This window comes from Allobosea massiliensis (genome assembly GCF_042655245.1).
Taxonomy (GTDB): Bacteria; Pseudomonadota; Alphaproteobacteria; order Rhizobiales; family Beijerinckiaceae; genus Allobosea; species Allobosea massiliensis.
Genome location: NZ_JBHSLU010000007.1, coordinates 80,567 through 104,153, shown reverse-complemented (window position 1 = coordinate 104,153; position 23,587 = coordinate 80,567). Strand labels below are relative to the sequence as shown.

Genomic DNA, 23,587 nt, shown 5'->3' with positions numbered 1-23,587 from the left:
GCTCTCAGGCCTCCGAGCCGTCGAAGGCTTCGGGCTTTTCCAGCACGGAATACCCGCGGCGCCAGTTCTGCCAGGCGACGTGCAGCGCCCGCAGCGTCATCAACGCGAAGGCGAGGACGACAGCGTTGAATACGATCGACTTCGGCAGGTCCACCGTCGTCATCATCTCGTCGGGGATCAGCGAGGCGTATTTGTAGGTCAGCCAGGTCGCATAGGCCAGGAAGCCAATCCGCACGACATCGACGAAGGTCGCCATGATCCGGCCAGCACCCGCCGACATGTAGCGGTAGAGGAAGTCGACCTGGATGTGCCGGGAGGCCCGCACGCAGAGCGACGCGCCGAGGAAGACCACGACAACGAGCGCATTGATGGCGATCTCTTCGGTCCAGGCGAAGGAATTGTTCAGGACATAGCGTGTGAAGAACTGCAGGATGACGCAACCCACCATGACCCAGAAGGCGGCGAGCGTGATCCAGTCCTCAACACCATAAACCGAGAGATCGGCCGGCGGCGGCGCCTCGTCGAAGACGTGGGCCAGTTCCTCGCCGGTCACGGGCGTGTGGATTTCGTGTCGAACATCGGCGGCCACGGCAGACCTCTCGTGATGCGGCCGCAGCGGGGCCGGCGAAGCAGGAGACCCGGCGGCGAGAACGCCGCCGGGTCCGTTTGTCGAAGGCGTTACTTGATTGCCTGGATCCGCTCCCAGTCGGCCTTGCGATAGCCGAACTGCTCGAAGGTGACGTTCTTCTGGACATTGGCGAGGAAATCGGCCTTGTCGACCTCGGTCACCGTCAGGCCCTTGTCCTTGAAGAACTGGACGAGCTTGGCTTCGGAGGCCTGGATCTGCTTGGTGGCCCTGGCGGAGGCCTCCTGCGCGACCTCGGTGAAGATCTTGCGGTCTTCAGGCGACAGCTTGTCCCAGAGCTGCTTGGCGACGACCGTGTTGAGGTGGTCGACGATGTGGCCGGTCAGGACGATGTGCTTCTGGACCTCGTAGAACTTCTTGGCCTCGATCGTGGTCAGCGGGTTCTCCTGCGCCTCGACGGTGCCGTTCTGCAGCGCCAGATAGACTTCGGCGAAGGCGATCGGCGCGGTGTTGGCTCCGCAGGCGCGCGGCATGGCGAGATAGGCCGGCACGTCGGGCACGCGGATCTTGAGGCCCTTCATGTCGGCGCAGCTCTTGATCGGCCGGTTCGAGGTGGTGTGGCGCGTGCCGTAATAGGTCACCGAGACGATCTGGTGGCCGGTCTTCTCCTGATAGCCCTTGGCCATGTCAGTGAAGACATCGCTCTTGGTGTAGGCGAGCAGGTGGTCGGGGCTGCGGAAGGTGAAGGGATAGTAGGTCACGCCGATCGGCGCGAAGGAGCGCGCGGCGAAGCTCGAACCGGAGATGATGATGTCGACCGTTCCCAGGGTGAGTCCCTGGTTGATGTCGGTTTCCTTGCCGAGCTGCGACGCCGGGAAGACAGTGATCTCGTAGCGGCCGTTTGTCCGCTTCTTGAACTCGTCCGCCGCCCAGACCGATTCGGTGTGGAAGGGCTCCGAGGTCTCGTAGACATGGGCCCATTTCAGCTTGGTCTGGGCCTGCGCCGGCAGGCCGCCCAGCGCGAGGCCGGCGGCCATCGCCATGATCGTCAGACAGGTCTTCTTCATTGTCGTCCCTCCCTTGGGATTGATTTCGTTGACGTCGTTACGCGGTCTTCTTCTTGGTGATTGCTGATCCTGCTCCCGGCGGCCGCGTCATCATCCGGACTTTCCGGCGATGCGCGACAGCCCGACATTCCCGGTGTGGGTCCGGAGCGGCCCCTCGCCGAAGCTTTGGGAGAAGCGTTCCTGAGAGCGCTGAAGATGGAGCCGCATCGCCGCCTGCGCCGCCTCTCCGCTCGCTGCGTCCAGTGCGTCGCGGATGGCACGATGTTCCCCGACGGCCTCCCGCCAGGAATCTGCGTTCTCGAAATAGCTCGCGAGCTGGCGAAAATACGGGTTGATGCGCTGGTCGAAGAGCAGGCCGACGAAGCGGGCGAGCACGGCGTTGCCAAGGCTGGCCGCGATGGCGACGTGGAAGGCGCGATCGAGGGCGACCAGTTCGTCACTGCCGAGCTCGGGGAGTTCCATGCGGCGCAGGATGTCGTCCAGGACCGCGATGTCGGCTGATGATGCGGCACCCGCGGCTTCGGCGCAGATCGCACTCTCGACGAGTTCGCGCGCCTTCAGGACTTCGAAGGGGCCCTCCGGCGCTTCGTCGGTCGCAATCAGCGTCGCCGGGGCCACCGGCCGCTCGACGACATAGACGCCCGAGCCCATGCGAATGCGCACGCGGCCCTCGACCTCCAGCGCGATCAGGGCCTCGCGGACGGAGGGGCGGGAGACCCCCAGCTTCTCGGCGAGCTCGCGCTCCGGCGGCAGCCGGCCGCCCGCCGGATACTCGCGCCGATCGATGAGATGGCGGAGCTGGTCGGCGATCTGTCGATAAAGGCGTGGCGACTCGACAGCTTCGAGCGGCACAGTCTGCTCCCGGTTTCCATCCCAAGGCCTCTGTCGAGAGAGGCTCTTTTGGCCATATGGTCAGGCCAATTGACGCAGAGACAAGCATCTGCACCACCGGGTGTCAATCGCCGGAACGGAACACCGGTCGGCCACAACGTCGGGCTGGGGAGGAACGGGCCAGACGGCCCGGCGGCGCCATCGCCTCCCTCAATGGTCGGCCGCCATCACCTCGGCGCGAATTTCCTCGACAAGGCGCTCTTTCAGGGCGACGAATTCCGGGCTGGTCTTGATCGTATAGGGCCGCGGATGCGGCAGATCGACGGGGATGTCCGCCTTGATGCGACCGGGGCGCGCGCTCATCACCACCACGCGCGAGCCGACAAAGATCGCCTCCTCGATGTCGTGGGTGACGAAGAGCACCGTCTTGCGCTCGCGCTCCCAGATGCCGAGCAGCATCTCCTGCATCAGGGCGCGCGTCTGGTTGTCGAGCGCGCCGAAGGGCTCGTCCAGCAGCAGGATCTTGGGGTCGTTGGCGAGCGCGCGGGCGATCGCGGTGCGCTGCTGCATGCCGCCCGACAGCTGCTTGGGGAAATGGTCAACGAAGCTCGCCAGCCCGACGCGCTCGGCCCAGCCGCGGGCGATGTCGAGGCGCTCGCGCTCGGCGAGACCTTTCTCGCGCAGGCCGAAGGCGATGTTCTGGACGACGGTCAGCCAGGGGAACAGCGTGTAGCTCTGGAAGACAAAGCCACGGTCCGCACCCGGCCCGGTGACGGGGGCACCGTCGAGCATGATGCGCCCCTCGCTCGCCGTCTCGAGCCCGCCGATGATGCGCAGAAGCGTGGACTTCCCGCAGCCGGAGGGTCCCAGGATGGCGATGAAGTCGTTGTCGCCGACGCTGAGCGAGGTCGGCATGAGGGCGCGCGTCGGCTGGCCGCCACGCTGGGGCGGGAACACCTTCCCGACATTCTCGACGAGGAGCTTGCTCATCTTCGCGACCGACTACCTTTGCGCCCACGGAAACAGGCGCTGGTTGACCGCCTTGAAGAGGAAATCCGACACCAGCCCGATCAGGCCGATGACGATGATTCCGAAGATGATCTGGCCGGTGTTCAGCAGCGCCTGGCTGTCGGTGATCATGTGGCCGATGCCGGAGGAGGAGCCGATCAGCTCGGCGACGATGACATAGGTCCAAGCCCAGCCGAGCACGAGGCGGAAGATCTCGGCGATCTCGGGGGCCGCATTCGGAAGCAGCACGCGCCGCACCACGGAGGTGTCGGTGGCGCCGAGCGTATAGGCAGCATCGACGAGATCGCGCCGGATCGAGCCGACCGCCACCGCGATCATCAGGATGAGCTGAAAGACCGAGCCGATGAAGATGACGAGCAGCTTCTGCGCCTCGCCGATGCCGGCCCAGAGGATCAGCAGCGGAATGAAGGCCGAGGCCGGCAGATAGCGCGCGAAGGAGACGAACGGTTCGAGGAAGGCTTCCACCGGCTTGTAGGCGCCCATCGCGATCCCGAGAGGCAGCGCGACGAGAGCCGCCAGCACGAAGCCGCCGACGACGCGCCAGATCGTCATGCCGATGTCGAAGGCGAAGCCATACTGGAAGAGGAGATTGTACCCCTCCCGGACCATGGTGAAAGGGTCGGCCAGGAACAGCTTCTGGACGTAGCCGCCGAAGGTCGCGACCGACCACAGCGCCACGAAGAGCACGAAGAAGGCGACGCCATAGCCGATGCGGGCGGGCGCAGAGACCGGCTGAAGGGGTTTCATGACTCAGTCGCTGACAAGAGGATGCGCGGGATCCCCTCTCCTGTAAGGAGAGGGGTAGGGGTGAGGTGTCGGCCCCTGGACCAGTGAAGCGCCGAATACGAAGCGAGGCCGCGGTGAGCTCACGGCCGAAGCGTCAATCGGCCGACCCCTCACCCTGCCCTCTCCCTACGGGAGAGGGTTCCCCGCGCTTCGTTAGGTTGGGACCCAGGTCAGCTCACTTGCCGGCGACGTATTTCGTCTCGACGAGGCTGGCGAGGTCCGGCTTGGTCTTGATCAAGCCGATTTCAAGCAGAAGATCCGCTGCCTTGGCCGAGAAGGCCTGCCAGTCGCCGGAGAAGAACTTCTTGTTGCCCTCGGCATCGGACCAGCGCAGGAAGCCGGCCGACTTGCCGAACTGCTCGGCGGTCTGCTTCACATCGGCGCCCATGATGCCATAGGCCTTGGCCTGGTCGGCCTTGATCATGTCCAGAGCCTCGAAATAGCTCTTGGTCAGCGCGGCCGCGGCGGCGTCGTTGGCGGCGAGGAAGGCCGGCGTGCAGCCGAAGGTGTCCATCACCATCGGGTAGTCGAGCGTGGTGGCGATGATCTTGCCTGCGTCGGGCTTCTCGCGGACGGCCGAGAGATAGGGCTCATAGGTCATCGCCGCGTCGTTCTGGCCGGCGATGAAGGCCTGAGCGGCCGGGCCGGGCTCCATGTTGACCACGGTCACGTCCTTCACGGACATGCCGTTCTCCTTGAGGAACCAGGCCAGCGCGAAATAGGGCGAGGTTCCCGGCGCCGAGGCCGCGACGGTCTTGCCCTTGAGATCCTTGATCGAACCGATGCCGGAGCGCGTCACCATGCCGTCGGCGCCGTAGCTCTTGTCGAGCTGGAAAATCTGCTTGGTCTTCACGCCCGCGCCGTCCCAGACGATCCAGGTCTCGACCGTGGTCGCCGCGCACTGGATGTCGCCGGAGGCGATGGCGAGGTGGCGATCCTTCTGCGGGATCTTCTTGATCGTGACGTCGAGGCCGTTCTTGGCGAAGATCCCGGCCTCCTTGGCGAGGACGAGCGGCGCGAAGCCGGTCCAGCCCGAAATGCCGATGCTGACCTTGGTCTGCGCCTGCGCGCCGCCGGTGGCCAGCGCCGCCGCGAGACCGAGACCCGCGACCGTTCCCCAACGCTTCAAACCTGTCATGACGGAACCTTCCCCTGTTGTGATGTCCGACCCAATGCGCGAGGGCGGAAACCCATCGCAGCGCATGGCGGCGCCGGATGCAACCTTCGTTCCAGACGAGGTTAAATGCATATGCAAATCCGTCAAGCGGTCGATCACCGCGGCTGGGGACAGCGATGACATTCTCTCGTTTGACAGGATCGGGAACATCCCCTCCCCTGTGCGTCCCTTCGACGACCCTCTTCTTCTTTTCCGTGGGATACTCCGAATGAACGGTGCCGACCGCCTCTGCGACACGCTGCTCGTCAATGGCGTGGATGTCTGCTTCGCCAATCCCGGCACCTCCGAGATGCATTTCGTGGCAGCGCTCGACCGCAAGCCGGAAATGCGCTGCGTGCTCGGCCTGTTCGAGGGCGTGGTGACGGGCGCCGCCGACGGCTATGCGCGCATGGCGGACAAACCGGCGGCGACGCTGCTGCATTGCGGGCCGGGCATGGCGAATGCGCTCGCCAACATGCACAACGCCCGCCGGGCCTGGACCCCGATGATCAACGTCGTCGGCGATCACGCCACCTATCACCTCGTCAACGACGCACCGCTGACCAGCGACATCGAGAGCCTGGCGCGACCGATGTCGCACTACGTGCACCGGATCGCGACGCCGGAGGATGTCGGGCCTGCGATCGGCGAAGCCTATGCGGCGGCGATGTCGCTGCCGGGCGTCGCGACCGTGATCCTGCCCGGCGACTGCGCCTGGGGCTCGGTCGAGCCGGCCGAGGTCAAGGCGACGCCGGTGCCGGCCTTCCGGACGGTCGGCAGCGATACCATCCGCGAGGTCGCGGCCGCGCTGCGCAAACATGGCTCGCGCGCCGCGCTGATGATGACCGGCGCGTCGCTGCGCGCCGGAGCGCTCGAGACCGCGGCGCGCATCTGCGCGGCGACCGGCTGCAAGATGTACGGGCAGATGTCGAACGGGCGCATCGAGCGTGGCGCCGGGCGCGTCGCGATCCCCAAGGTGTTCTACCCCGTCGACATGGCTCTGGAGCAGCTGAAGGACGTCGACCTGCTGGTGCTGGTCGGCGCGCAGATCCCGGTCGGTTTCTTCGCCTATCCCGGAAAGCCCGGCCGCCTCATCCATGACGGCTGCACCGTGACCACGCTCGGCAAGATGGGCGACGATCTCGTCGGCGCGCTCGATGCGCTGGCGGAGGAGACCGGCGCCGCCAAGGTCGAGCCCGCTTTCATCGCCAAGGCGCAGACCGAGACGGCGCTGCCGACGGGTACCCTCGACGCCGACAAGGTCTGCACCATCGTGGCGCGGCTGCTTCCCGAGAACGCGATCATCTGCGACGAGTCGGTCTCGTCCGGCCGCGTCTTCTACCAGCAGTGCCACAACGCGCCGCAGCACGACTATCTCCAGCTCACCGGCGGCGCGATCGGCGAAGGCATCCCGATGTGCGTCGGCGCGGCGGTGGCCTGCCCCGACCGCAAGGTCATCGGCATGCAGGCCGACGGCTCGGGCATGTACACCGTCCAGGGCCTGTGGACCCAGGCGCGCGAGAACCTCGATATCGTCACGGTCGTCTTCGCCAACCGGACCTATGCGATCCTGCATGGCGAGATGCGCGCCGTCGGCGTCAATGATTTCGGCCGCAATGCGACGCTGATGCTCAATCTCGACGAACCGGCGCTGGACTGGGTGTCGATGGCGCGCGGCATGGGCGTGGAAGCGGCGCGCGCGACCACCGCCGAGGAGTTCACCAAGCTCTTCAAGGGCGCGCTCGGCCGGAAGGGGCCGTTCCTGATCGAGGCGGTGATCTGAGGCAGACCGTCATTCTCGGGCGCCCAATGGGCGACCCGAGAATCTCTTGCCGCGTGAGCCCACTACTAAACTAGCAGGCTCCCCTCGTTACGAGATGGTCGGGTCAAGCCCGACCATGACGCATCTGGCTACGCCTTGAACCCGCCGAGGAACGCGTCGAGGCACTCGCCGATCGCCTCGATCGCGTAGCCGCCCTCCTGGACCACCAGCGTCGGCAGGCCGAAGGACTTCACCTTCGTGGCGATGTTGCCGAAATCAGCGGCGTCGAGCTTCAGCACGCCGATGGGATCATCCTTGTGGGCGTCGTAGCCGAGCGCGACGATGACGACATCCGCGCCGAAGGCCTTGATCGCCTCGCCCGCCCTGTCGACCGCCGCGGCCATCTCGGCGCCACCGGCGCCATGCGGCAGCGGCAGGTTGAGGTTGAAGCCCTCGCCCGGCCCGTTGCCGCGCTCGTCCTCATAGCCCGTGTAGAAGGGGTAGTAGTTCGACGGATCGGCATGGACCGAGATCGTCAGGACGTCGTCGCGGCGGTAGAAGATCTGCTGCGTCCCGTCGCCGTGGTGGGCGTCGGCGTCGAGGATCGCGACCTTGCCGAACTTCGAGCGCAGGCGCTGGGCCGCGATGGCGGTGTTGTTGAGATAGCAGAAGCCGCTGGCACGGTCGGCCCGGGCGTGGTGGCCCGAGGGGCGGCAGAGCGAATAGACGGCGCGCTCGCCGGCGATGACAGCATCGGCGGCCGTGACCGCCGTCTCGGCCGAGAGCAGCGTCGAGTGCCAGCAGTGCTCGCCGATCGGCACCGACATGTCGCCGAGATACCAGCCGAGCTGGCCGATGAAGCCGGTGGGACGGCAGGGCGGTCGGACGTCTTCCTCCGGGCGCCCGCTCCAATAGGGGAAGGTGCTGGGCCAGACTTCGGGACCGCGCTCGGCCGGCAGGTCCTGCCAGCGCTTCCAGGCGGTCTCGAGGAATTGGACGAAGCCGGCATCGTGGATCGCCAGCACCGGGTCCTTGCCATGGGCGACCGGCCGCTCGGGCGCGATGCCGTGCCGCGCCAGCGCCGCCAGCAACCGCGCGGTGCGCTCCGGCAGATCCTTCGGCGCGACGACCGCACCGAAACGCAGATACTGCTTGGGATCGTGCATCGACTGGTCGGGGTGATAGAAGGCGCGCATGGGTCGACAGGTCTCCGGGGACGGGCCGGTCGCGGCCCGAATGCCGCGAGGCTAGCAAAGCCTGCGCCGCGGCGTCAGGCGGGAACGACGCCGCCCTGCCCTGCGTCGGCAGCGGGCCGCAAATCCGGCTTCGCCAGCAGCGCCGACACATCCCGCGCCGCGACGGCCGGCGCATAGAGAAATCCCTGGCCGAAGCAGCAGCGATGCGCGCGCAGGAACTCCTGCTGCGGCAGCGTCTCGATGCCCTCGGCAACGACATCCAGCCCGAGTTCAGCCGTGAGCGCGACCACGGCGCGGACGATCGCCGCATCTTCGCCCTGCTCGCCGATGCGGGCGACGAAGGAGCGGTCGATCTTGACGACATCGACCGGGAAGCGTCGCAGATGGGTGAGCGAGGCGTAGCCGGTGCCGAAATCGTCCAGCGCCACGCTGATGCCGGCGCCCCGCAGCCGGTACAGGGCGGGGCCGGCCTGATCGCCCTGCCGCGTCAGCAGGACGTTCTCCGTGACCTCGACCCCGAACTGGGTCGGTGGGAGCCCCGCACTACGCAACCGCTCGAGCAGCCCGTCCGCAAACAGCGGGTCGCGGAATACGCCCGGTGCGAGATTGAGCCAGATCCGCGGGACCGTCACACCGGCGTCGCGCCAACCGCGGCAGTCAGCCAGCACTTGGCGGAGCACCGCCTCGCCGATCTGTCGCGCGGTCTCTGGATCCTGCAGCGCCAGCAGGAAGGCCCCGGCCGGCAGGATGCCGCGCTCGGGATGGTCCCAGCGCGCCAGCACCTCCAGCCCGTCCACCGCGCCGCTGCCGAGATCGATCTGGGGCTGGTAGAAGGGCAGGATCCGCCCCTGCGCCACGGCCTCCGAGATTGCGCCGCAAATCTCCACCCGCGCATTCATGGCCTCGCGCATCGCCGGCTCATAGGCCACCGCCATGTTCCGGCCGAGCGCCTTGGCGCGGTAGAGGGCCAGATCGGCATCCTTGAGCAATTCGCCCGCCTCGTCGTGGTGCTGGGGCGCCAGCGCGAAGCCGATGCTCGCGCGCATCGGACCCGCGATCGCAAGATCCGGCAGAGAACGCTGCAGAGCCTGGAGCAGATGGCGGGCCTTGGCCGCCGCCGTCTCCGGTCCCGGCGGGAGCGGCGCCACGACCACGAATTCATCGCCGCCGAGCCGCGCCACCCTGTCCCCCGGCGCCAGAGCCGCGGTCAACAGTTCTCCGACACTGACCAGAAGCCTGTCGCCGACATCATGCCCGAGCGTGTCGTTGATCGACTTGAAGTCGTCGAGATCGATCAGGAAGACGGCCACACATCCCTCGCCACGCCGGGCGAGCGCCTCCGTCAGCACATCCTGGAACATCAGCCGATTGGGCAGGCCCGTCAGCGCATCATGCGTCGCCTGCCAGCGCATGTGGGCTGCGGCGGCGTTGCGCTCGGTGACATCGACGATGCCGGCGGCGAAGCCTTGGCCCTGGCCGACCGGCACCGAGGCCGCCGTGATGACGGCTTCGCGCATTCGTCCTTGGCCGTCGCGCAGGGGCACCTCCAGCGCTTCGATCCGGCTGCTGGCCCGGAGCTCGGCGATGGCGCGTCGCCGGTCGTCGAGACTGATGCTGTCCACAATCGTGCGGCCGGCGAGATCGACGGCACCCGGCGTTCCGAGATAGCGGATCGCCGCCTCGTTGGCGCGCAGATAGCGGCCATCGTCGACCGCGGTGACGACGAGCGGAATCGGCACGGCCATGAAGACGCGTTCCAGCAGGGCCTGGCTCGCCTCCAGCGCCTCGCGCGCCGTGCGCTCGGACCGGGTCGCGAGCCATTCGAGCCGGCGCAGGCGGTTGGCATGAATGACGACGAGGCTGAGCGCGAAGTTCAGCATGACGAGCACCAGCACGAGGCCGAGCAGCGTCGAGGGATAGGGGCCGCGCCCGAGATAGCCCACCAGCATCAGCACGCTCGCGCCCATCCCCATGAGCAGGGTGAAGCGGAACGGCGTCGGTGCGACGAGGTAGAAGATCGACGGCAGCAGCAGCACGACGAACAGCGCCAGATCGCTGCGCGAGCTGACGAGGAAGGCGACTGCCACGGCCGTGGTCGCTTGCCAGAGCAGTGTCGCTCCAAGGGCGCGGCCGACGCCGGTCGCACGCCTGACCAGCAGGAAGCAGATCAGCGAGAAGGCGACGACGCAGAGCCGAGCCGGCACGGCCACGAAAAAATGCGGCGTCCCCACGAAACGCCAGTCGCTCACCAGAAACAGCGTGTTGAGCACCGCCGAGAGCAGGAACAGCAGCCGGCATTGCCGGAGCGTCTCATCCAGACGGGCAGCCGTGAAGGCGTGCTCCATGGCGGCATCGCGAAACTCGCCGCCGAACTTCAGTCTATCCCCACCCATGCGGCGCTTGTCCGCGATAACACCTCAAAAGCGAGTTAAATCGACCCGTCGCTTCCGAGGTGACGGTCTTTTCTACCAACGGGCAAGGATGAGGGCCGAAAACTCCTGCGCGACCTCTGCAATCGCGAAACGCCCGGGACGAAACCAGTCGATCGAGCCGTTCATCGCCCCCAGGATCATGTAGCGCATCAGATCGGGCGAGCGTTCCCTGGGCAGGGCTCCAGCCGCCTGCAACTCCGTAATGAGCCCACGCCAGACATCCTCATAGGCCCGCCTCGCCGCCCGCACGCTCTCGGGCACCGGTGTCGCGCCGAAGGTGAAGACGCGGAAGCTCGCGGTGGTGTAGTCGCGCTGGCCATGGAGGGCGGTCAGATGGGCAATGATCGCCGCCTCGAGCCGCTGCGGGGGCGGCGCGGTTTCCGTCGCGGCGAGCGCGGCGACGACGGTCTCGTGGACGAAGCGGACGCCGTCATTGACCACCGCCTCGACGATCTCCTCCTTGGAGGCGAAGTGGTGGTAAAGGCTCGCCTTGCGGATGCCGACCGCCTCCGCGATGTCGCGCAGGGTGGTCTGGTGGTAGCCGCCGGCGCGCAGGAGCCGCGCCGCCGTGTCGAGGATCAGGCGGCGCGAGCCGCCGACGGCCGCCTCGCGCGGGAGAGTATCCGTCGCTGCGCTCACAGCCGCTTGGCGACCTCTTCCAGCATCACTTCGGTGGCGCCACCCCCGATGGCCTGAACACGGGCATCGCGCGTCATGCGCTCGATCGCGCTCTCGCGCATATAGCCCATGCCGCCATGGAACTGCAGGCAGGCATACATGACCTCATTTACCAGCTCGCCGCAGTAGGCCTTGACCATCGAGACCTCGCGGGTCGCATCGACGCCCTGCGCGTCGAGCCAGGCCGCGTGATAGACGAGCTGTCTGCCGGCCTCCACCTTGGCGGCCAGCATGGCGAGTTTCTGGCGGATGGCCTGCTTGTCCCAGAGCGGGGCGCCGAAGGCTTTCCGGGTCTTCACATAGTCCAGCGTCAGGTCGATCGCGGCCTGCGCCTCGCCCATCGCCATGGCGCCGATCACGGTGCGCTCGTTCTGGAAATTGCTCATGATCGCGTAGAAGCCGCGCCCCTCCTGCCCGAGCAGGTTTTCGGCCGGGATGCGGCAGTCCTCGAAGACGAGTTCGGCCGTGTCCGAGGAGCGCCAGCCATGCTTGTCGAGTTCACGGGCGACGCGGAAGCCGGGCGTGCCCTTCTCGACCAGGAAGATCGAGACCGACTGCGAGGGCTTGGCCGCGAGATCGGTCTTGGCCGCGACGCAATAGAGATCGGCGTGGACACCGTTGGTGATGTAGACCTTGGCGCCATTGAGCACATAGCTGTCGCCTTCGCGGCGAGCCGTGGTGCGGATGCCCTTCACGTCCGAGCCGGCATCGGGCTCGGTGACGGCGACGGCGACGATCTTCTCTCCGGCGATGATGGCCGGCATCAGCCGGTCGCGCTGGGCCTTGCTGCCGGCATTGGCGATGTGGACGGAGGCCATGTCGGTGTGGACCAGCGCCGTGATCGCGACGCCGGAAAAGGTCGAGCGGCCGAGTTCCTCGGCGAGGACGACGGTCGCAAGCGTGTCCATTTCGGAGCCGCCATATTCGGCCGGATAGCGGATGCCGAAGAAGCCGAGCGACCCCATCTTGCGGAGCACCTCGCGCGGGACGAAGCCCGCTTCCTCCCAGGCCTTGGCGTGCGGCTTGATCTCGGTCTCGACGAAGCGGCGGACCTGATCGCGCAGCGCCTCGTGTTCCTCGGTGAAATAGGGCGAGCGTGCCGCCGTTCCTGCGGACCCGATCTTCTCGACTGCGGACATGCCGCTTTCCTCCCGATGCGCCAACCTACCGGACGGTAGGTTGGCGGCGCTCGGAGATCAAGCGGTGGCATGACGCAGTCCTCAAGACGGGGTGACTCAGGAGGCACGGGATTTCCAGCGCGCCCAGGCCGGAAGATAACGGTTGACGATGGGCACCAGACGCGGCGGGAAATCGCTGCGGAAGCGCAAATCGGTGATGTCGTTGTCGTCGAGATAGAGCGCGCAGGCGTAGCTGTTCAGCTCGAAGATCGTGTAGAGCGCCGAGGTCCCGCGGATCACCATGGTCTCGTTGCGGATCCGGTCGACGCAGCCGTCTGAGACGATCTGCGCATTGTCCATAGCGATGATGGCGTCCTGAAAGGTCGCGATCGCCGCTTTGGTCCGCGGACCGATGATGCCGTCGACCACGAGCTTGCGGCTGGCCGAGGGGCCAGCCAGCTCGCGCACGCGCGCCTGATTAGGATGCTGGAAATAGAGGTTGAGCAGATACTGCACGACGGTGACGTCGTCGCGGTTGTTGGCACGACCCGGGCCGACGCCCAGATCCACCGTCAGCATCGTGCCGTCGTCCGTCTCGATGACCTTGGCCATGTCGCGCTCCCGCTCCGGATGCGGGCCCCATGGCCCGCAGCTGGAGATCAGGAATAGGCTCGGCCGCGTGTCGGCGCTGTTCCGAGCGGAACAGGCCGCGGCTCAGGTCACTTCCCCGAGGGGAAGGTCAGCGGCGAGATCTCGAGATGGTCGCGCTTCGCCCAGTCGAGCTCCTTGACCTTCGGCTCGGCGCGGCGCTGGGCCTCTTCGAGTTCGGCGGCGGCGGCGGCGTAATCCATGGTCAGGACCTTGCCGTTCTCGACGACCGTGACGCCATCGACAATGACCGTCGTGACCGCGCGCTCGCCCGCCGCATAGATCAGGCTGCGGATCGGATCGCGCAGCGGGCGCATCATCGGATGCGTGACGTCGACCAGCACGATGTCCGCCTTGGCGCCCTTGGCCAGGCGACCGATATCGTCCCGGCCGAGCGCCTTGGCGCTGCCGAGCGTCGCGGCGTTGAAGGCATCCGAGGTGCGCAGGTCGAAGACGTCCTCCGCCATCATACGCGAGCCGATGCAGACAGCGCGCAGTTCCTCCAGCATGTGGTGCGGATAGGTGTCGGTGCCGATGCCGACATTGACGCCGGCGGCGACATATTGCCCGAAGCTCTGCATCGCGATGCCGCGGCGCTGGAAGACGACCGGGCAGTGGGCGACGTTGGTGCCGGTTTCGACGAGACAGCCGAGATCGTCCGTCGCCGGCCATTTCGCCGAGGAGTGGTGGTCGAGGAAGATGCCGTGGCCGATGATCGAGAACGGCCCGAGCACGTCGAGCGACTCCAGCCATTCGACCGGCGTCATGCCATGGCGGCGGGTGATCTCGTGGAACTCCACCACGCTCTGGGCGGCGTGGATCTGGAAGGGAACCTTGCGCTTCTCGGCCTCGGCATAGCTGGCCTGGATCAGCTCGGGCGTGCAGGTGTCGATCTGCGAGGGCGAGACCATGCCTGAGAGCCGCCCGCTGTCGTCGGCCGCGACCTGGTCGAGCAGCTTCATGGCGGCAGCCATGGCGGCCTCGCCAGCCTTCTCGTCCCATTCGTATTTCGCGAGATGGCCATTGTCCGTGTACCAGCGGGCCGAGCGGTACATCGGCGAGAAGACGCCGCGCAGGCCGGAGGCCTTGAAGGTCTCGAGCCAGCCGTCCCAGGCGACCGACATGTCGACCAGCGTGGTCACGCCCGACATCAGCAACTCGGAATAGGTCACCTGTGCGCAGGACTTGATGCCCTGGGCGTCGCAACGGAACAGCGGCATGAACTCGTAGAGCGCCGTGCCATACATTTTCGGTGAGCCGAGTTCGTCGTTCCAGCCCTTGGTCATCGCCTCCGAGGAGGGATGGGAATGGATGTTGACGAGGCCCGGCATGACCATCTTGCCGCGACCATCGATGGTGACGTCGGCCTTGCCGGCATAGCTGCCGCCGACATGGACGATCCGGTTGCCGTCATAGGCGACGTCGCCGTCACGCAGATAGACATGGCCCTTCGCCTCAGCGTCATAGGCGACGATCCAGCTGGCGTTGCGGATGAGTGTGATCGGCATGGCAGGCTCCGGCGTGGGGCGGAATGAAGGCGTCATGGTCGGCCACAGGCCGACCATCTTCGGCGAGAGTGGTTCCCGGGTGCGCGTTCCGCTTCGCCCGAGAACGACGAGAGGTCAGCGGACGAACTTCAGGTCCAGTCCCTTGTAGAGCCCGCAGCCATAGATGTTGTGGGCCTTGAAGGGGGCGAGGCGAGCCGAGGCCGCGATCTTCATCGGCTCGTGATAGAGCGGCAGCCAGACGGCGGCCTCATGCACCTTCTTCAGAACCTCGCCATAGGCGGCAGCGCGATCGGCATCGTTCAGAGCCGTCATGCCCTTGGAGAGCAGCGCATCGGTCTCGGCGTCCTTCCAATTCATCCGGTTCGGCGTAGGCGCATTGGCGGAGGGGAAGTAGAGGTTCAGCGCGTCGCCGGCCGAGATATAGGGGAAGCTCATCCCGAACATGTCGAACTCCTGCGTGGCCATCTTGCCCCAGGCGATGGTAGCGTCGAAGAGCTGGACCTTGAGATCGACGCCGATCTTGCGCAGGTCACCCTGGATCGCCTCCATCAGCTTCTGCCAGGTCGAGCCCGTGAAGCCATAGACGACGGGAGCGAGCTTCTTGCCGTCCTTGGCGCGGAAGCCGTCAGCGCCCTTCACCCAGCCGGCGGCGTCAAGGATCTTGTTCGCCTCGGCGACATTGGTCCTGAGCGGCGTGACGGCCTTGTTCCAGTCGAGAGCTTCAGTCGAGATATAGCTGTAGGCGGGCTCGACCTCGCCGAAATAGAGGTTCTCGGCGATCGCCTTCTGATCGACGGCCATGACCATGGCGCGGCGCACCGCGGGGTCATTGACGCCCTCCTTGTCGATCTTGAAGCCGACGAAATAGGTCCAGAAGGCTTCCTTGGAGTCCACCAGCTTAAGATTGCGGTTGGCGCGGATCTGCGACAGGCCGGAATAGGGCACATATTGCGTGACCTGGCTCTGGCCGGTCATCACCGCGGCGAGGCGGGTGTTCTCCTCCGGAACGATGCGCCAGACGATCTCCTCGATCTGGGCGGCACCCTTGTTCTCGTAGATCGGCGGGCCCCACTTGTAGGCGGCGTGCTTCTTCAGGCGGAATTCGTTGCGCGGCTTCCAGTCACCCCAGCAATAGGGGCCAGTGCCGTTGAAGCCCTTGACGCCGAAATCGGCGCCGAGCGCCTCGACATTGGCCTTGTCGACGATGACGGCGAAGCTCTGGGTGAGCTGATAGAGCAGCTCGGAGAAGGGCGCGGTCAGCTTGTACTCGACCGTGGTGTCGTCGACCGCGACGATGTCGTCGACCTTGCCGGCGCGCCAGCGCACCGGCGAACGCGTGGCCGGATCGATCCAGCGCTTCATCGAATAGACGACGTCCTGCGCCGTCATCTTCTTGCCGTCGCAGAAGGAGACGTCGTTGCGCAGCTTGAAGGTGTAGGTCTTGCCGTCGGGCGACATCGTCCAAGAGGTGGCGAGGCCAGGCTTGATCGTCGACATGTCGTGGTCGAGCGAGACCAGCGTATCGGCCATCATGAAGATGACCTCGGAGGCCGCGCGTGCCGTCGAGCGGTGGGGGTCGTAGCGGTCGCTGTCGACCTCGCGGACGATGGTGAGGCTGTTGCTCGAACCTTGCGCCAATGCTGGCCCGGCGAGCGCCGTCAACCCCAGAAGGGCGCCTGCGGCGATGGATGTCAGATGCTTCACGATCGTTCTCCCCTTTTGTTTTGAAACGAGCGGTCCGGGCGGGCGCCTCACTGGTTGCGCATGCGCGGGTCGAGCAGGTCCCGCAGGGCGTCGCCCAGCAGGTTCACGCAGAGCACGATGGCGACGATCACGAGGCTCGGCAGAAGCGAGATATGCGGCGCGAAGAACAGCGCGTCGCGGCCGAGCGATGCCATCATGCCGAGCTCGGCTTCAGGCGGGCGCACCCCGAGGCCGAGGAAGGACAGGGCCGCGCCGATCAGGATGATCTGGCCGAAGCGCAGCGTCATGAAGACGAAGACCGGCGACAGGCAGTTCAGCGCGAGGTAGCGCCAGATCAGCGTCCGGTCCGGCAGGCCCATGGCGCGGCCGGCCTCCATGTAGTCCTGCCCCATGATGACGATGGCCGCGCTGCGGGTGATGCGGGCAACGTCGGGAATGGTCGCGATCGAGAGCGCGATCACGATGGCCGTCAAGCCGGGACCGACGACGGCGGCCAGCGCCAGTCCGAGCAGGATCGCCGGGAAGGACAGAAGGATGTCGGCGCCGCGCATGATGTAGGGGTCGAGCCGGCGGTAATAGACGCCGAGCAGCGCGACGAGCGCGCCGAGCCCCCCGCCGATGACGATCGAGGCGAGGCCCATCACCAGGGTCAGCCGCGTGCCGTAGAGCAGGCGGGAGAGCATGTCGCGGCCCTGCCCGTCCGTACCGAGCCAGTGCTGCGGCAGCGAGCCCTCGCTCCAGACCGGCGGGATGAAGGGACGGCGGGTGGTGTTGTACGGGTCGAAGGGCGCGAGCCACGGCGCAAACAGCGCCGCCAGCACGATCAGCAGCAGCACGACGGCCGCCAGCAAGGCGAGCTTGTCGCGCAGGATGCGACGCCCGAAGGCGGCGAGCGGCCGGCTCGCGGCGGGGGCGGCGATCGCGACGTCAGCCATGTTTTTCCACCCGCGGATCGAGCACGGCGTAGAGCATGTCGACGATGAGATTGATCACCAGGAAGGCCAGCGCCAGCACGAGGATCGCGCCCTGTGCGAGGGGGAAATCGCTCGCCAGGATGGCACCGACCGCGAGCCGGCCGACGCCGGGCCAGGAATAGATCGTCTCGGTGACGACGGCCCCGCCGAGCAGGTAGCCGGCCTGCAGCCCGATCAGCGTCACCACCGGGATCAGCGCGTTGCGCAGCACATGGCGCAGCACCACGGCGCGCTCGGACAGGCCCTTCGCGCGGGCGGTGCGGACATGGTCGGCGCTCAGCACCTCGAGCGCGGCGGTGCGGGTCATCCGCGCGATCGGGCCGATGAAGACGAGGCCGAGCGTCAGCGCCGGCAGCGCGATGGCCGCGAGTCCGTCGAGGCTCCAGAGCGGGCCTCCGCGCCCGATAAAGGGGAGCAGGCCCCAATGGTAGCCGATGTACTGCATCAGGATGAGCCCGATGAAGAACACCGGGGTCGAGACGCCCGCCACCGAGATCGCGATCACGATGCGGTCGAGCAGGCGGCCGCGATAGACGGCCGCGATGGTGCCGAGCGCGATGCCGAGCGGCACCGCCCAGACCAGGCAGGCGAACATGAGTTCGGCGGTGGGGCCGATCGCCTCACCGAGTTCGGCGACGACGCTGGTGTTGGAGATCAGCGAGACGCCGAGATCGCCCTGCAGGACGCGGGCGAGATAGATGCCGAACTGGACGATGACGGGCCGATCGAGCCCGAGATCCTTGCGGATCTGTTCGACCAGTTCGGGGCTCGCGGTCGGCCCGGCGACGATGGCGGCCGGGTCGGCCGGGACCAGTTGCAGCAGCAGGAAGCCGAACAGGAGCACGCCGAGCAGAACCGGCACCGACATGGCGACGCGCTGGGCGATGTGGTTCAGCATGCGCGCGCCACCCCCGTCATTGCGAGCGCAGCGAAGCAATCCAGCGCCGCGTGCTCTGCAACTCCTGGATTGCTTCGCTCCGCTCGCAATGACGAATCCATCACGCTTCCGCCTCGTACACGACCTTGCCTGCGATGATCGTCATGTCGCAGCGGGTCTCGTGCAAGAGCTGTTCCGGCGTGGCGGTGGAGAGGTCGCGCGAGAAGATCGCGACATCCGCCGCCATGCCCGGCAGCAGGCGGCCGCGGCTGTCCTCGCAGCGATTCACATAGGCGCCGAACTCGGTGTAGGCGGAAATGGCCTCGTCGATCGTCAGGGTCTGGTCCGGCGAAATGACCGTGCCGCGCGCCGTCTTGCGGGTCAGCATGGTGTAGATGTTGGGCCAGATGTTCGCGTCGCAGACCGGCGCATCCGAGGAGGCGGCAGGCTTCAGCCCGGCTTCGATCCAGTCGCGCATCGGATAACAGGCCTCGACGCGGTCAGCCTCCAGCACCGAGAGATAGAGATCGCCGAAATCATAGATGAAGACCGGCTGCGGAACGGGCTCGATGCCGAGCCTGACCATGCGGGCGATCTGCTCCTTCGAGTTGAAGCCGCAATGCTCGATGCGGTGGCGGCGGTCGGGATCGGGGTGATCGTTCAGCCCGTTTTCCATCGCGTTCAGCGTCTGCTCGATCGCGGCATCGCCGATGGCATGCACCGCGAGCTGATAGCCCTTGGCGTGATAGTCGCGGGTCAGCGCGTCCATCTCGGCATCGGTGAGGCAGAAGATGCCCTTCGTCTCCGGCTCGCCGAGATAGGGCAGGCTCATCGCCGCGGTGCGGCCGCCGGCCGAGCCGTCCGTGAAGATCTTGACCGGGCCGACGCTGAGCCAGTCGTCCCCCGCACCCGTCACCAGCCCGTCGGCGAAGCACTGCTCGACGATGCCGTTATGCCCGCCGAGCAGGCACATGTTCGTGCGCACCGGCAGGCGGCCCGTTCGCTGCGCCGTGCGATAGGCCGCGACCTCGCGATAGCGCGAGCGCATGCCGACCGCGGCGTCCATGACCGAGGTGATGCCGAAGGAATTGCAGTAGCGCCCTGCCCGCTCGATCGCCGCGACGAGTTCCTCGTCGGTCGGATCGGGGATGACCTTCTTGACCGGGTCGCGGCCGTTCTCGGCCATTAGCCCGGTGAGCACACCATTGACCTGCTCGATCGCGCCGCCGGCGGGAACGGGGGTTGTCTCGTCGACGCCGGCGAGCTTCAGCGCCAGCGAATTGGCGACGGAAAGATGGCCGCAGGCGCGCACGATATAGACGGGGTTGTTCGGCGCGGCGCGGTCCAGCTCCGTTCGGTGCGGGTGGCGCTTCACGTCGAGTTCGAAATGGTCGTAGCCGCGCGCCAGGATCCATTCGCCGGGCTTCGCCTTGGCCGCCGCCTGCGCGATCATCTCCAGCAACCCGTCCAGCGTGCGCACGAAGCGCGGGCGGATGTCGAGCTCCTTCATCGTCAGACCGAGCGGCAGCAGATGCAGATGCGCCTCGTAGAGGCCGGGCGTCGCCATGCGACCGGCGAGGTCGATCACTTGGGTGCCGGGCCCGATCAGCGGCGCCATGTCGGCCGGCGTTCCGGTCGCCAGCACCTTTCCCGCCCACAGCGCGACAGCCGAGGTGTAGCCCTCCTTCAGCCCGAGATAGACCGGACCATTCTGGAGAATAAGATCGGCATGCGGCAGGCAGGGCATGGAATTAGTTCCTCCGGGAACCAATTCATGGCATCAAAAAAATCCCCGGGCAATCGCAGCGCGCGCAGCAAAATGCGGCATGGCGGCGATCAAGAGATGGGCAGCATCGCGCGCCCTCGCTCGTCGAGCAAGGCATGTTCTGATGACGCTGCGGAAGATGGGGAGTGGTGCCGCTTGAGGGATTCGAACCCCCGACCCCCTCATTACGAATGAGGTGCTCTACCAGCTGAGCTAAAGCGGCGACGCGGGAGCCTCTACCAGCCCGGCCGATTCTTGGCAAGGCGACGGCGCGAGGCGCGGGCCGGAAAATCCGGCCCGCTCGTCAGTCCTTGCGCAGCTTCTCCGTCTCCGGCTTCTCCTGGCCGAGCGCGACGATGCCGCGGCGGATGGCGCGGGTGCGGGTGAAGTGCTTGTGCAGCGTGTCGCCATCGCCGAAGCGGATCGCACGGGTCAGCACCGCCAGGTCCTCGCTGAAGCGGCCGAGCATCTCCAGCACCGCATCCTTGTTGTGCAGGAAGACGTCCCGCCACATCGTCGGGTCGGAGGCCGCGATGCGGGTGAAGTCGCGGAAGCCGCCGGCCGAGAACTTGATCACCTCCGACTGCGTCACCGCCGCCAGATCCTCCGCCGTGCCGACGATGTTGTAGGCGATCAGATGCGGCAGATGGCTGGTGACGGCGAGCACGAGGTCATGATGGCTCGCGGTCATGATCTCGACGATCGCGCCCATGCCCTCCCAGAACTGGCGGGTCGCGGCGATGGCCGCGGGGTCGGCACCCTCCGCCGGAGTCAGGATGCACCAGCGGTTGAGGAAGAGGCTCGGGAAGCCGGCATCGGGGCCGGAATTCTCGGTGCCCGCCACGGGATGGGCCGGCACGAACTGCACGCCCTCCGGCAGATGCGGCGTCACCGCCTCGACCACGGATTTCTTGACCGAGCCGACATCGGAGAGGATCGCGCCCGGCTTCAGCGCAGACGCGATCTCGGCCGCCACCGGCCCGCAGGCGCCGACCGGCACGCAGAGGATGATGTGGTCGGCGTCCGCCACGGCAGCCGCCGCGCTGTCGGCGATCTCGTGACCGAGGCCGAGTTCGCGGGCGCGCTGCCGGACCTCCGGTTCACGATCGTAGAGTACGACGCGGCCGGCGAGGTTCAGCGCCTTGGCGGCATGGGCGATGGAGGAGCCGATCAGCCCGATGCCGATGATCGCGAGCCGCCCGAAGAGCGGGGCCTCACGCCGCGGCGCGAAGCTGTCCTGGGACGGCGCCATCACGCCGCCAGGAATTCGCTGAGGGCGGCGACGACGAGCCGGTTCTGCTCCTCGGTGCCGATGGTCATGCGCAGCGCGCCGGGCAGGCCATAGGCGCCGACGCCCCGCAGGATCAGGCCGCGCTGCGTCAGGAAGGCGTCGGCCTCCTTCGCCGTCTTGCCCGGCGTCGCGGGGAAATGGACCAGTACGAAATTACCGACGGAGGGCGTGACCGTCAGCCCGAGCTTTTCCAGCTCGGCGGTGGTCCAGGCCAGCCATCTGTCGTTGTGCTCGATCGCGGCGGCGACATGGGCCTCGTCAGCGATGGCGGCCGCGCCGGCTTCGATCGCCGCGCCATTGACGTTGAACGGGCCGCGGATGCGTTCCAGCGCGTCGATGATGTGGGCGGGGCCGTACATCCAGCCGATGCGCAGATTGGCGAGGCCGTAGATCTTCGAGAAGGTGCGCGTCATCACGACGTTCTCGCTCTCGGCGACCAGTTCGAGGCCGGACGCATAGTCGTTGCGGCGGACATATTCGGCATAGGCCGCGTCCAGCACCAGCAGCACGTTCGAGGGCAGCCCGGCATGCAGGCGCTTGACCTCGTCGAAGGGCAGATAGGTCCCGGTCGGGTTATTGGGGTTGGCGAGGAAGACGATCTTCGTGCGCGGCGTCACGGCCGCCAGGATGGCGTCGACATCGGCGGTGAAGTTCGTTTCATCGACCACGACGGGCCTGCCGCCCGCGGCGAGGATGGCGATGCGGTAGACGAGGAAGCCGTGCTGGGTGAAGACGCCCTCGTCGCCGTCGCCGAGATAGGCCTTGGTGATGAGCTGGAGCAGCTCATCCGAGCCGGTGCCGCAGAGGATGCGGCCGGCGTCCAGCCCGTAGCGGGCGGCGATCGCCTCGCGCAGCTTGGTCGAGGAGCCGTCCGGATAGAGCTCGAGCTTGCCCGCGATCTTGCCGTAGGCCTCGACGGCCTTGGGGCTCGGCCCCAGCGGCGTCTCGTTCGAGGAGAGCTTGTGCAGCTTCACGCCGGCTGGGGCGGCCGATTTGCCGGGGACATAGGCCTCGATGTCGAGGACGCCAGGGCGGGGCATGGGGCGGGTGGCTGCGGACATGGTCTTGGCTTTCTTCGATTCTAACACCCGTACCGTCATCCTGGGCGACCGCAGGTCGACCGGGATCCATCGGAGGGCGCGACGCTCTACGATGGATCCCGGAGCGCCGCTGCGCGGCGTCCAGGATGACGGAAGGTGGTTCAGGACGACATCGGAAGCGGGTTCACGAACGGACGGGCTTGAAGGCGAAGCGGGCGGCGTGGCTGCCGATCTCGGCGAAGTCGCTCAGGCCGGCCGGCTCCAGGGAGGCGCGGATCGTGGCCTGGTCGACCTCGCCGGAGGCGGCCACCAGCAGCGAGAGATGGGAGCCGTCGGCAGCCGAGGCCGAGACTTCGGCCAGATGCTGGGCGAGCCCGGCACGCAGCGTCTCCGACCAGCGCTCGACCCGGGCGGCATAGAGCACGATCTCGCGCACGGCGGCATCGGCAAGCGGCTTGGCGACGCAGTAGACCGGCGTGCCGGCCGGGTGATCCGGCCGCTCGATGAAGGGCAGGCGCGCGATGATCTTGGGCGCGTCGGCGCCGACGAGATCGCGCCACCAGATGCCGGCGCTGGCGCCCTGGTCCATGCGGAAGATGCCGAGATCGCCGGCCGAGCCCGCCACGGCGCGGATGACGGCGCGCGCATCCTCATGGGTGACGAAGGGCACCGTGAAGCCGAAATGGAAGCGGGCGGAATCGCGCATCGCGGCATCGCCGCCCGAGACGTCGGCATGCACCGCGTAATTCGCCTGCACATAGGTGAAGGTGGCGATGATGATGCGCCAGATGCCCTCGATCGTATCGAGCGGCAGCAGGCCGCGATGGCGCAGCGCGAGGCGCTTCATCATGTCCGCCTCGCGCCCCGGGCGGAAGGCGGAACCGGAGGCCTGCGTCTTCTTGACCGAGATCAGCGTCTCGATGATCGAGGAGCGCTCCATCAGCAGCGCATGCATCTCGGCGTCGATGCGGTCGATCTCGGCCCGCAGATCGGCGAGGGTCGTGGGGGCTGCGAGCGTGGGCGGGGCGGCTTCGGTCATGATGGCAAGACGCGCTTCTCGCCTGCTCCTCAGGATGAGGGCTTTGGCGATCGTCACGCTCCTTAGCGCCCCCACCTCGCATTGGCAAAGCGACCCGATG

The 23,587-nt window shown here is 67.0% G+C and carries 20 protein-coding genes and 1 tRNA gene; 1 reads left to right on the top strand and 20 read right to left on the bottom strand.

What is annotated here, in order from left to right:
- Positions 1–4: 4 nt before the first annotated feature.
- From ACFPN9_RS03600 to ACFPN9_RS03575, 6 genes are all read right to left on the bottom strand, one after another.
- Complete coding sequence (locus ACFPN9_RS03600) at positions 5–589, bottom strand: TRAP transporter small permease (protein ID WP_066716624.1); 585 nt, start codon at positions 587–589, stop codon at positions 5–7.
- 89 nt (positions 590–678) lie between these two features.
- A complete protein-coding gene (locus ACFPN9_RS03595) occupies positions 679–1,629 on the bottom strand; it encodes a sialic acid TRAP transporter substrate-binding protein SiaP (protein ID WP_066734767.1) in 951 nt (316 codons plus the stop codon).
- Between the two features lie 114 nt (positions 1,630–1,743).
- Positions 1,744–2,505: a FadR/GntR family transcriptional regulator gene (locus tag ACFPN9_RS03590; RefSeq protein WP_082735148.1), complete on the bottom strand. Its 762-nt coding sequence runs from the start codon at positions 2,503–2,505 to the stop codon at positions 1,744–1,746.
- A gap of 189 nt (positions 2,506–2,694) precedes the next feature.
- Positions 2,695–3,474, bottom strand: a complete 780-nt coding sequence (locus ACFPN9_RS03585) for an ABC transporter ATP-binding protein (protein ID WP_067988108.1) — start codon at positions 3,472–3,474, stop codon at positions 2,695–2,697.
- 12 nt (positions 3,475–3,486) lie between these two features.
- Complete coding sequence (locus tag ACFPN9_RS03580) at positions 3,487–4,260, bottom strand: ABC transporter permease (protein WP_066716628.1); 774 nt, start codon at positions 4,258–4,260, stop codon at positions 3,487–3,489.
- A gap of 214 nt (positions 4,261–4,474) precedes the next feature.
- Positions 4,475–5,437 (bottom strand): ABC transporter substrate-binding protein, encoded by a 963-nt coding sequence (locus ACFPN9_RS03575; protein ID WP_066716637.1) that lies wholly within the window; start codon positions 5,435–5,437, stop codon positions 4,475–4,477.
- Positions 5,438–5,684: 247 nt separating this feature from the next.
- Between ACFPN9_RS03575 and ACFPN9_RS03570 the strand changes: the two genes are divergently transcribed.
- On the top strand, positions 5,685–7,238 hold the full coding sequence (locus tag ACFPN9_RS03570; protein WP_066716639.1) for an acetolactate synthase large subunit: 1,554 nt from the start codon (positions 5,685–5,687) through the stop codon (positions 7,236–7,238).
- 128 nt (positions 7,239–7,366) lie between these two features.
- Here ACFPN9_RS03570 and ACFPN9_RS03565 read toward each other — a convergent pair whose 3' ends face one another.
- From ACFPN9_RS03565 to ACFPN9_RS03500, 14 genes are all read right to left on the bottom strand, one after another.
- Positions 7,367–8,413 (bottom strand): histone deacetylase family protein, encoded by a 1,047-nt coding sequence (locus tag ACFPN9_RS03565; protein WP_066716641.1) that lies wholly within the window; start codon positions 8,411–8,413, stop codon positions 7,367–7,369.
- A 74-nt stretch (positions 8,414–8,487) separates the two neighbouring features.
- Entirely contained in the window at positions 8,488–10,806 is a 2,319-nt protein-coding gene (locus tag ACFPN9_RS03560) for a putative bifunctional diguanylate cyclase/phosphodiesterase (protein WP_066716642.1), read from the bottom strand.
- Between the two features lie 72 nt (positions 10,807–10,878).
- Positions 10,879–11,484 (bottom strand): TetR/AcrR family transcriptional regulator, encoded by a 606-nt coding sequence (locus ACFPN9_RS03555; RefSeq protein ID WP_377815367.1) that lies wholly within the window; start codon positions 11,482–11,484, stop codon positions 10,879–10,881.
- Entirely contained in the window at positions 11,481–12,662 is a 1,182-nt protein-coding gene (locus tag ACFPN9_RS03550) for an acyl-CoA dehydrogenase family protein (RefSeq protein WP_066716648.1), read from the bottom strand. Before ACFPN9_RS03550 ends, ACFPN9_RS03555 begins: the two co-directional genes overlap by 4 nt.
- A gap of 96 nt (positions 12,663–12,758) precedes the next feature.
- Positions 12,759–13,253, bottom strand: a complete 495-nt coding sequence (locus ACFPN9_RS03545) for a lysozyme family protein (protein WP_066716650.1) — start codon at positions 13,251–13,253, stop codon at positions 12,759–12,761.
- A gap of 107 nt (positions 13,254–13,360) precedes the next feature.
- On the bottom strand, positions 13,361–14,797 hold the full coding sequence (locus ACFPN9_RS03540; protein ID WP_066716652.1) for an amidohydrolase family protein: 1,437 nt from the start codon (positions 14,795–14,797) through the stop codon (positions 13,361–13,363).
- Positions 14,798–14,911: 114 nt separating this feature from the next.
- Positions 14,912–16,501: an ABC transporter substrate-binding protein gene (locus tag ACFPN9_RS03535; RefSeq protein WP_197426510.1), complete on the bottom strand. Its 1,590-nt coding sequence runs from the start codon at positions 16,499–16,501 to the stop codon at positions 14,912–14,914.
- 47 nt (positions 16,502–16,548) lie between these two features.
- A complete protein-coding gene (locus ACFPN9_RS03530) occupies positions 16,549–17,436 on the bottom strand; it encodes an ABC transporter permease (RefSeq protein WP_066716654.1) in 888 nt (295 codons plus the stop codon).
- Entirely contained in the window at positions 17,429–18,373 is a 945-nt protein-coding gene (locus ACFPN9_RS03525) for an ABC transporter permease (RefSeq protein ID WP_066716657.1), read from the bottom strand. Before ACFPN9_RS03525 ends, ACFPN9_RS03530 begins: the two co-directional genes overlap by 8 nt.
- Positions 18,374–18,473: 100 nt before the next feature.
- On the bottom strand, positions 18,474–20,099 hold the full coding sequence (locus tag ACFPN9_RS03520; protein ID WP_066716660.1) for an amidohydrolase: 1,626 nt from the start codon (positions 20,097–20,099) through the stop codon (positions 18,474–18,476).
- Positions 20,100–20,264: 165 nt separating this feature from the next.
- Positions 20,265–20,340: transfer RNA gene (locus ACFPN9_RS03515), tRNA-Thr, on the bottom strand.
- A gap of 81 nt (positions 20,341–20,421) precedes the next feature.
- The gene (locus tag ACFPN9_RS03510) at positions 20,422–21,369 is read right to left on the bottom strand and encodes a prephenate/arogenate dehydrogenase family protein (protein WP_066716663.1); all 948 of its coding nucleotides are present in this window, start codon (positions 21,367–21,369) and stop codon (positions 20,422–20,424) included.
- Positions 21,369–22,469: a histidinol-phosphate transaminase gene (gene hisC / locus ACFPN9_RS03505; protein ID WP_066716665.1), complete on the bottom strand. Its 1,101-nt coding sequence runs from the start codon at positions 22,467–22,469 to the stop codon at positions 21,369–21,371. Before hisC ends, ACFPN9_RS03510 begins: the two co-directional genes overlap by 1 nt.
- 163 nt (positions 22,470–22,632) lie before the next feature.
- Positions 22,633–23,487, bottom strand: a complete 855-nt coding sequence (locus ACFPN9_RS03500; RefSeq protein ID WP_066716667.1) for a chorismate mutase — start codon at positions 23,485–23,487, stop codon at positions 22,633–22,635.
- Between the last annotated feature and the right edge of the window lie 100 nt (positions 23,488–23,587).

Coding starts and splice junctions, on each gene's coding strand:
- ACFPN9_RS03585 (WP_067988108.1), bottom strand. CDS start 3,474: ATGAGCAAGCTCCTCGTCGAGAATGTCGGGAAGGTGTTCCCGCCCCAG.
- ACFPN9_RS03520 (WP_066716660.1), bottom strand. CDS start 20,099: ATGCCCTGCCTGCCGCATGCCGATCTTATTCTCCAGAATGGTCCGGTC.
- ACFPN9_RS03550 (WP_066716648.1), bottom strand. CDS start 12,662: ATGTCCGCAGTCGAGAAGATCGGGTCCGCAGGAACGGCGGCACGCTCG.
- ACFPN9_RS03575 (WP_066716637.1), bottom strand. CDS start 5,437: ATGACAGGTTTGAAGCGTTGGGGAACGGTCGCGGGTCTCGGTCTCGCG.
- ACFPN9_RS03565 (WP_066716641.1), bottom strand. CDS start 8,413: ATGCGCGCCTTCTATCACCCCGACCAGTCGATGCACGATCCCAAGCAG.
- ACFPN9_RS03580 (WP_066716628.1), bottom strand. CDS start 4,260: ATGAAACCCCTTCAGCCGGTCTCTGCGCCCGCCCGCATCGGCTATGGC.
- ACFPN9_RS03510 (WP_066716663.1), bottom strand. CDS start 21,369: ATGGCGCCGTCCCAGGACAGCTTCGCGCCGCGGCGTGAGGCCCCGCTC.
- ACFPN9_RS03500 (WP_066716667.1), bottom strand. CDS start 23,487: ATGACCGAAGCCGCCCCGCCCACGCTCGCAGCCCCCACGACCCTCGCC.
- ACFPN9_RS03595 (WP_066734767.1), bottom strand. CDS start 1,629: ATGGCGATGGCCGCCGGCCTCGCGCTGGGCGGCCTGCCGGCGCAGGCC.
- hisC (WP_066716665.1), bottom strand. CDS start 22,469: ATGTCCGCAGCCACCCGCCCCATGCCCCGCCCTGGCGTCCTCGACATC.
- ACFPN9_RS03530 (WP_066716654.1), bottom strand. CDS start 17,436: ATGGCTGACGTCGCGATCGCCGCCCCCGCCGCGAGCCGGCCGCTCGCC.
- ACFPN9_RS03540 (WP_066716652.1), bottom strand. CDS start 14,797: ATGCCGATCACACTCATCCGCAACGCCAGCTGGATCGTCGCCTATGAC.
- ACFPN9_RS03545 (WP_066716650.1), bottom strand. CDS start 13,253: ATGGCCAAGGTCATCGAGACGGACGACGGCACGATGCTGACGGTGGAT.
- ACFPN9_RS03560 (WP_066716642.1), bottom strand. CDS start 10,806: ATGGGTGGGGATAGACTGAAGTTCGGCGGCGAGTTTCGCGATGCCGCC.
- ACFPN9_RS03570 (WP_066716639.1), top strand. CDS start 5,685: ATGAACGGTGCCGACCGCCTCTGCGACACGCTGCTCGTCAATGGCGTG.
- ACFPN9_RS03525 (WP_066716657.1), bottom strand. CDS start 18,373: ATGCTGAACCACATCGCCCAGCGCGTCGCCATGTCGGTGCCGGTTCTG.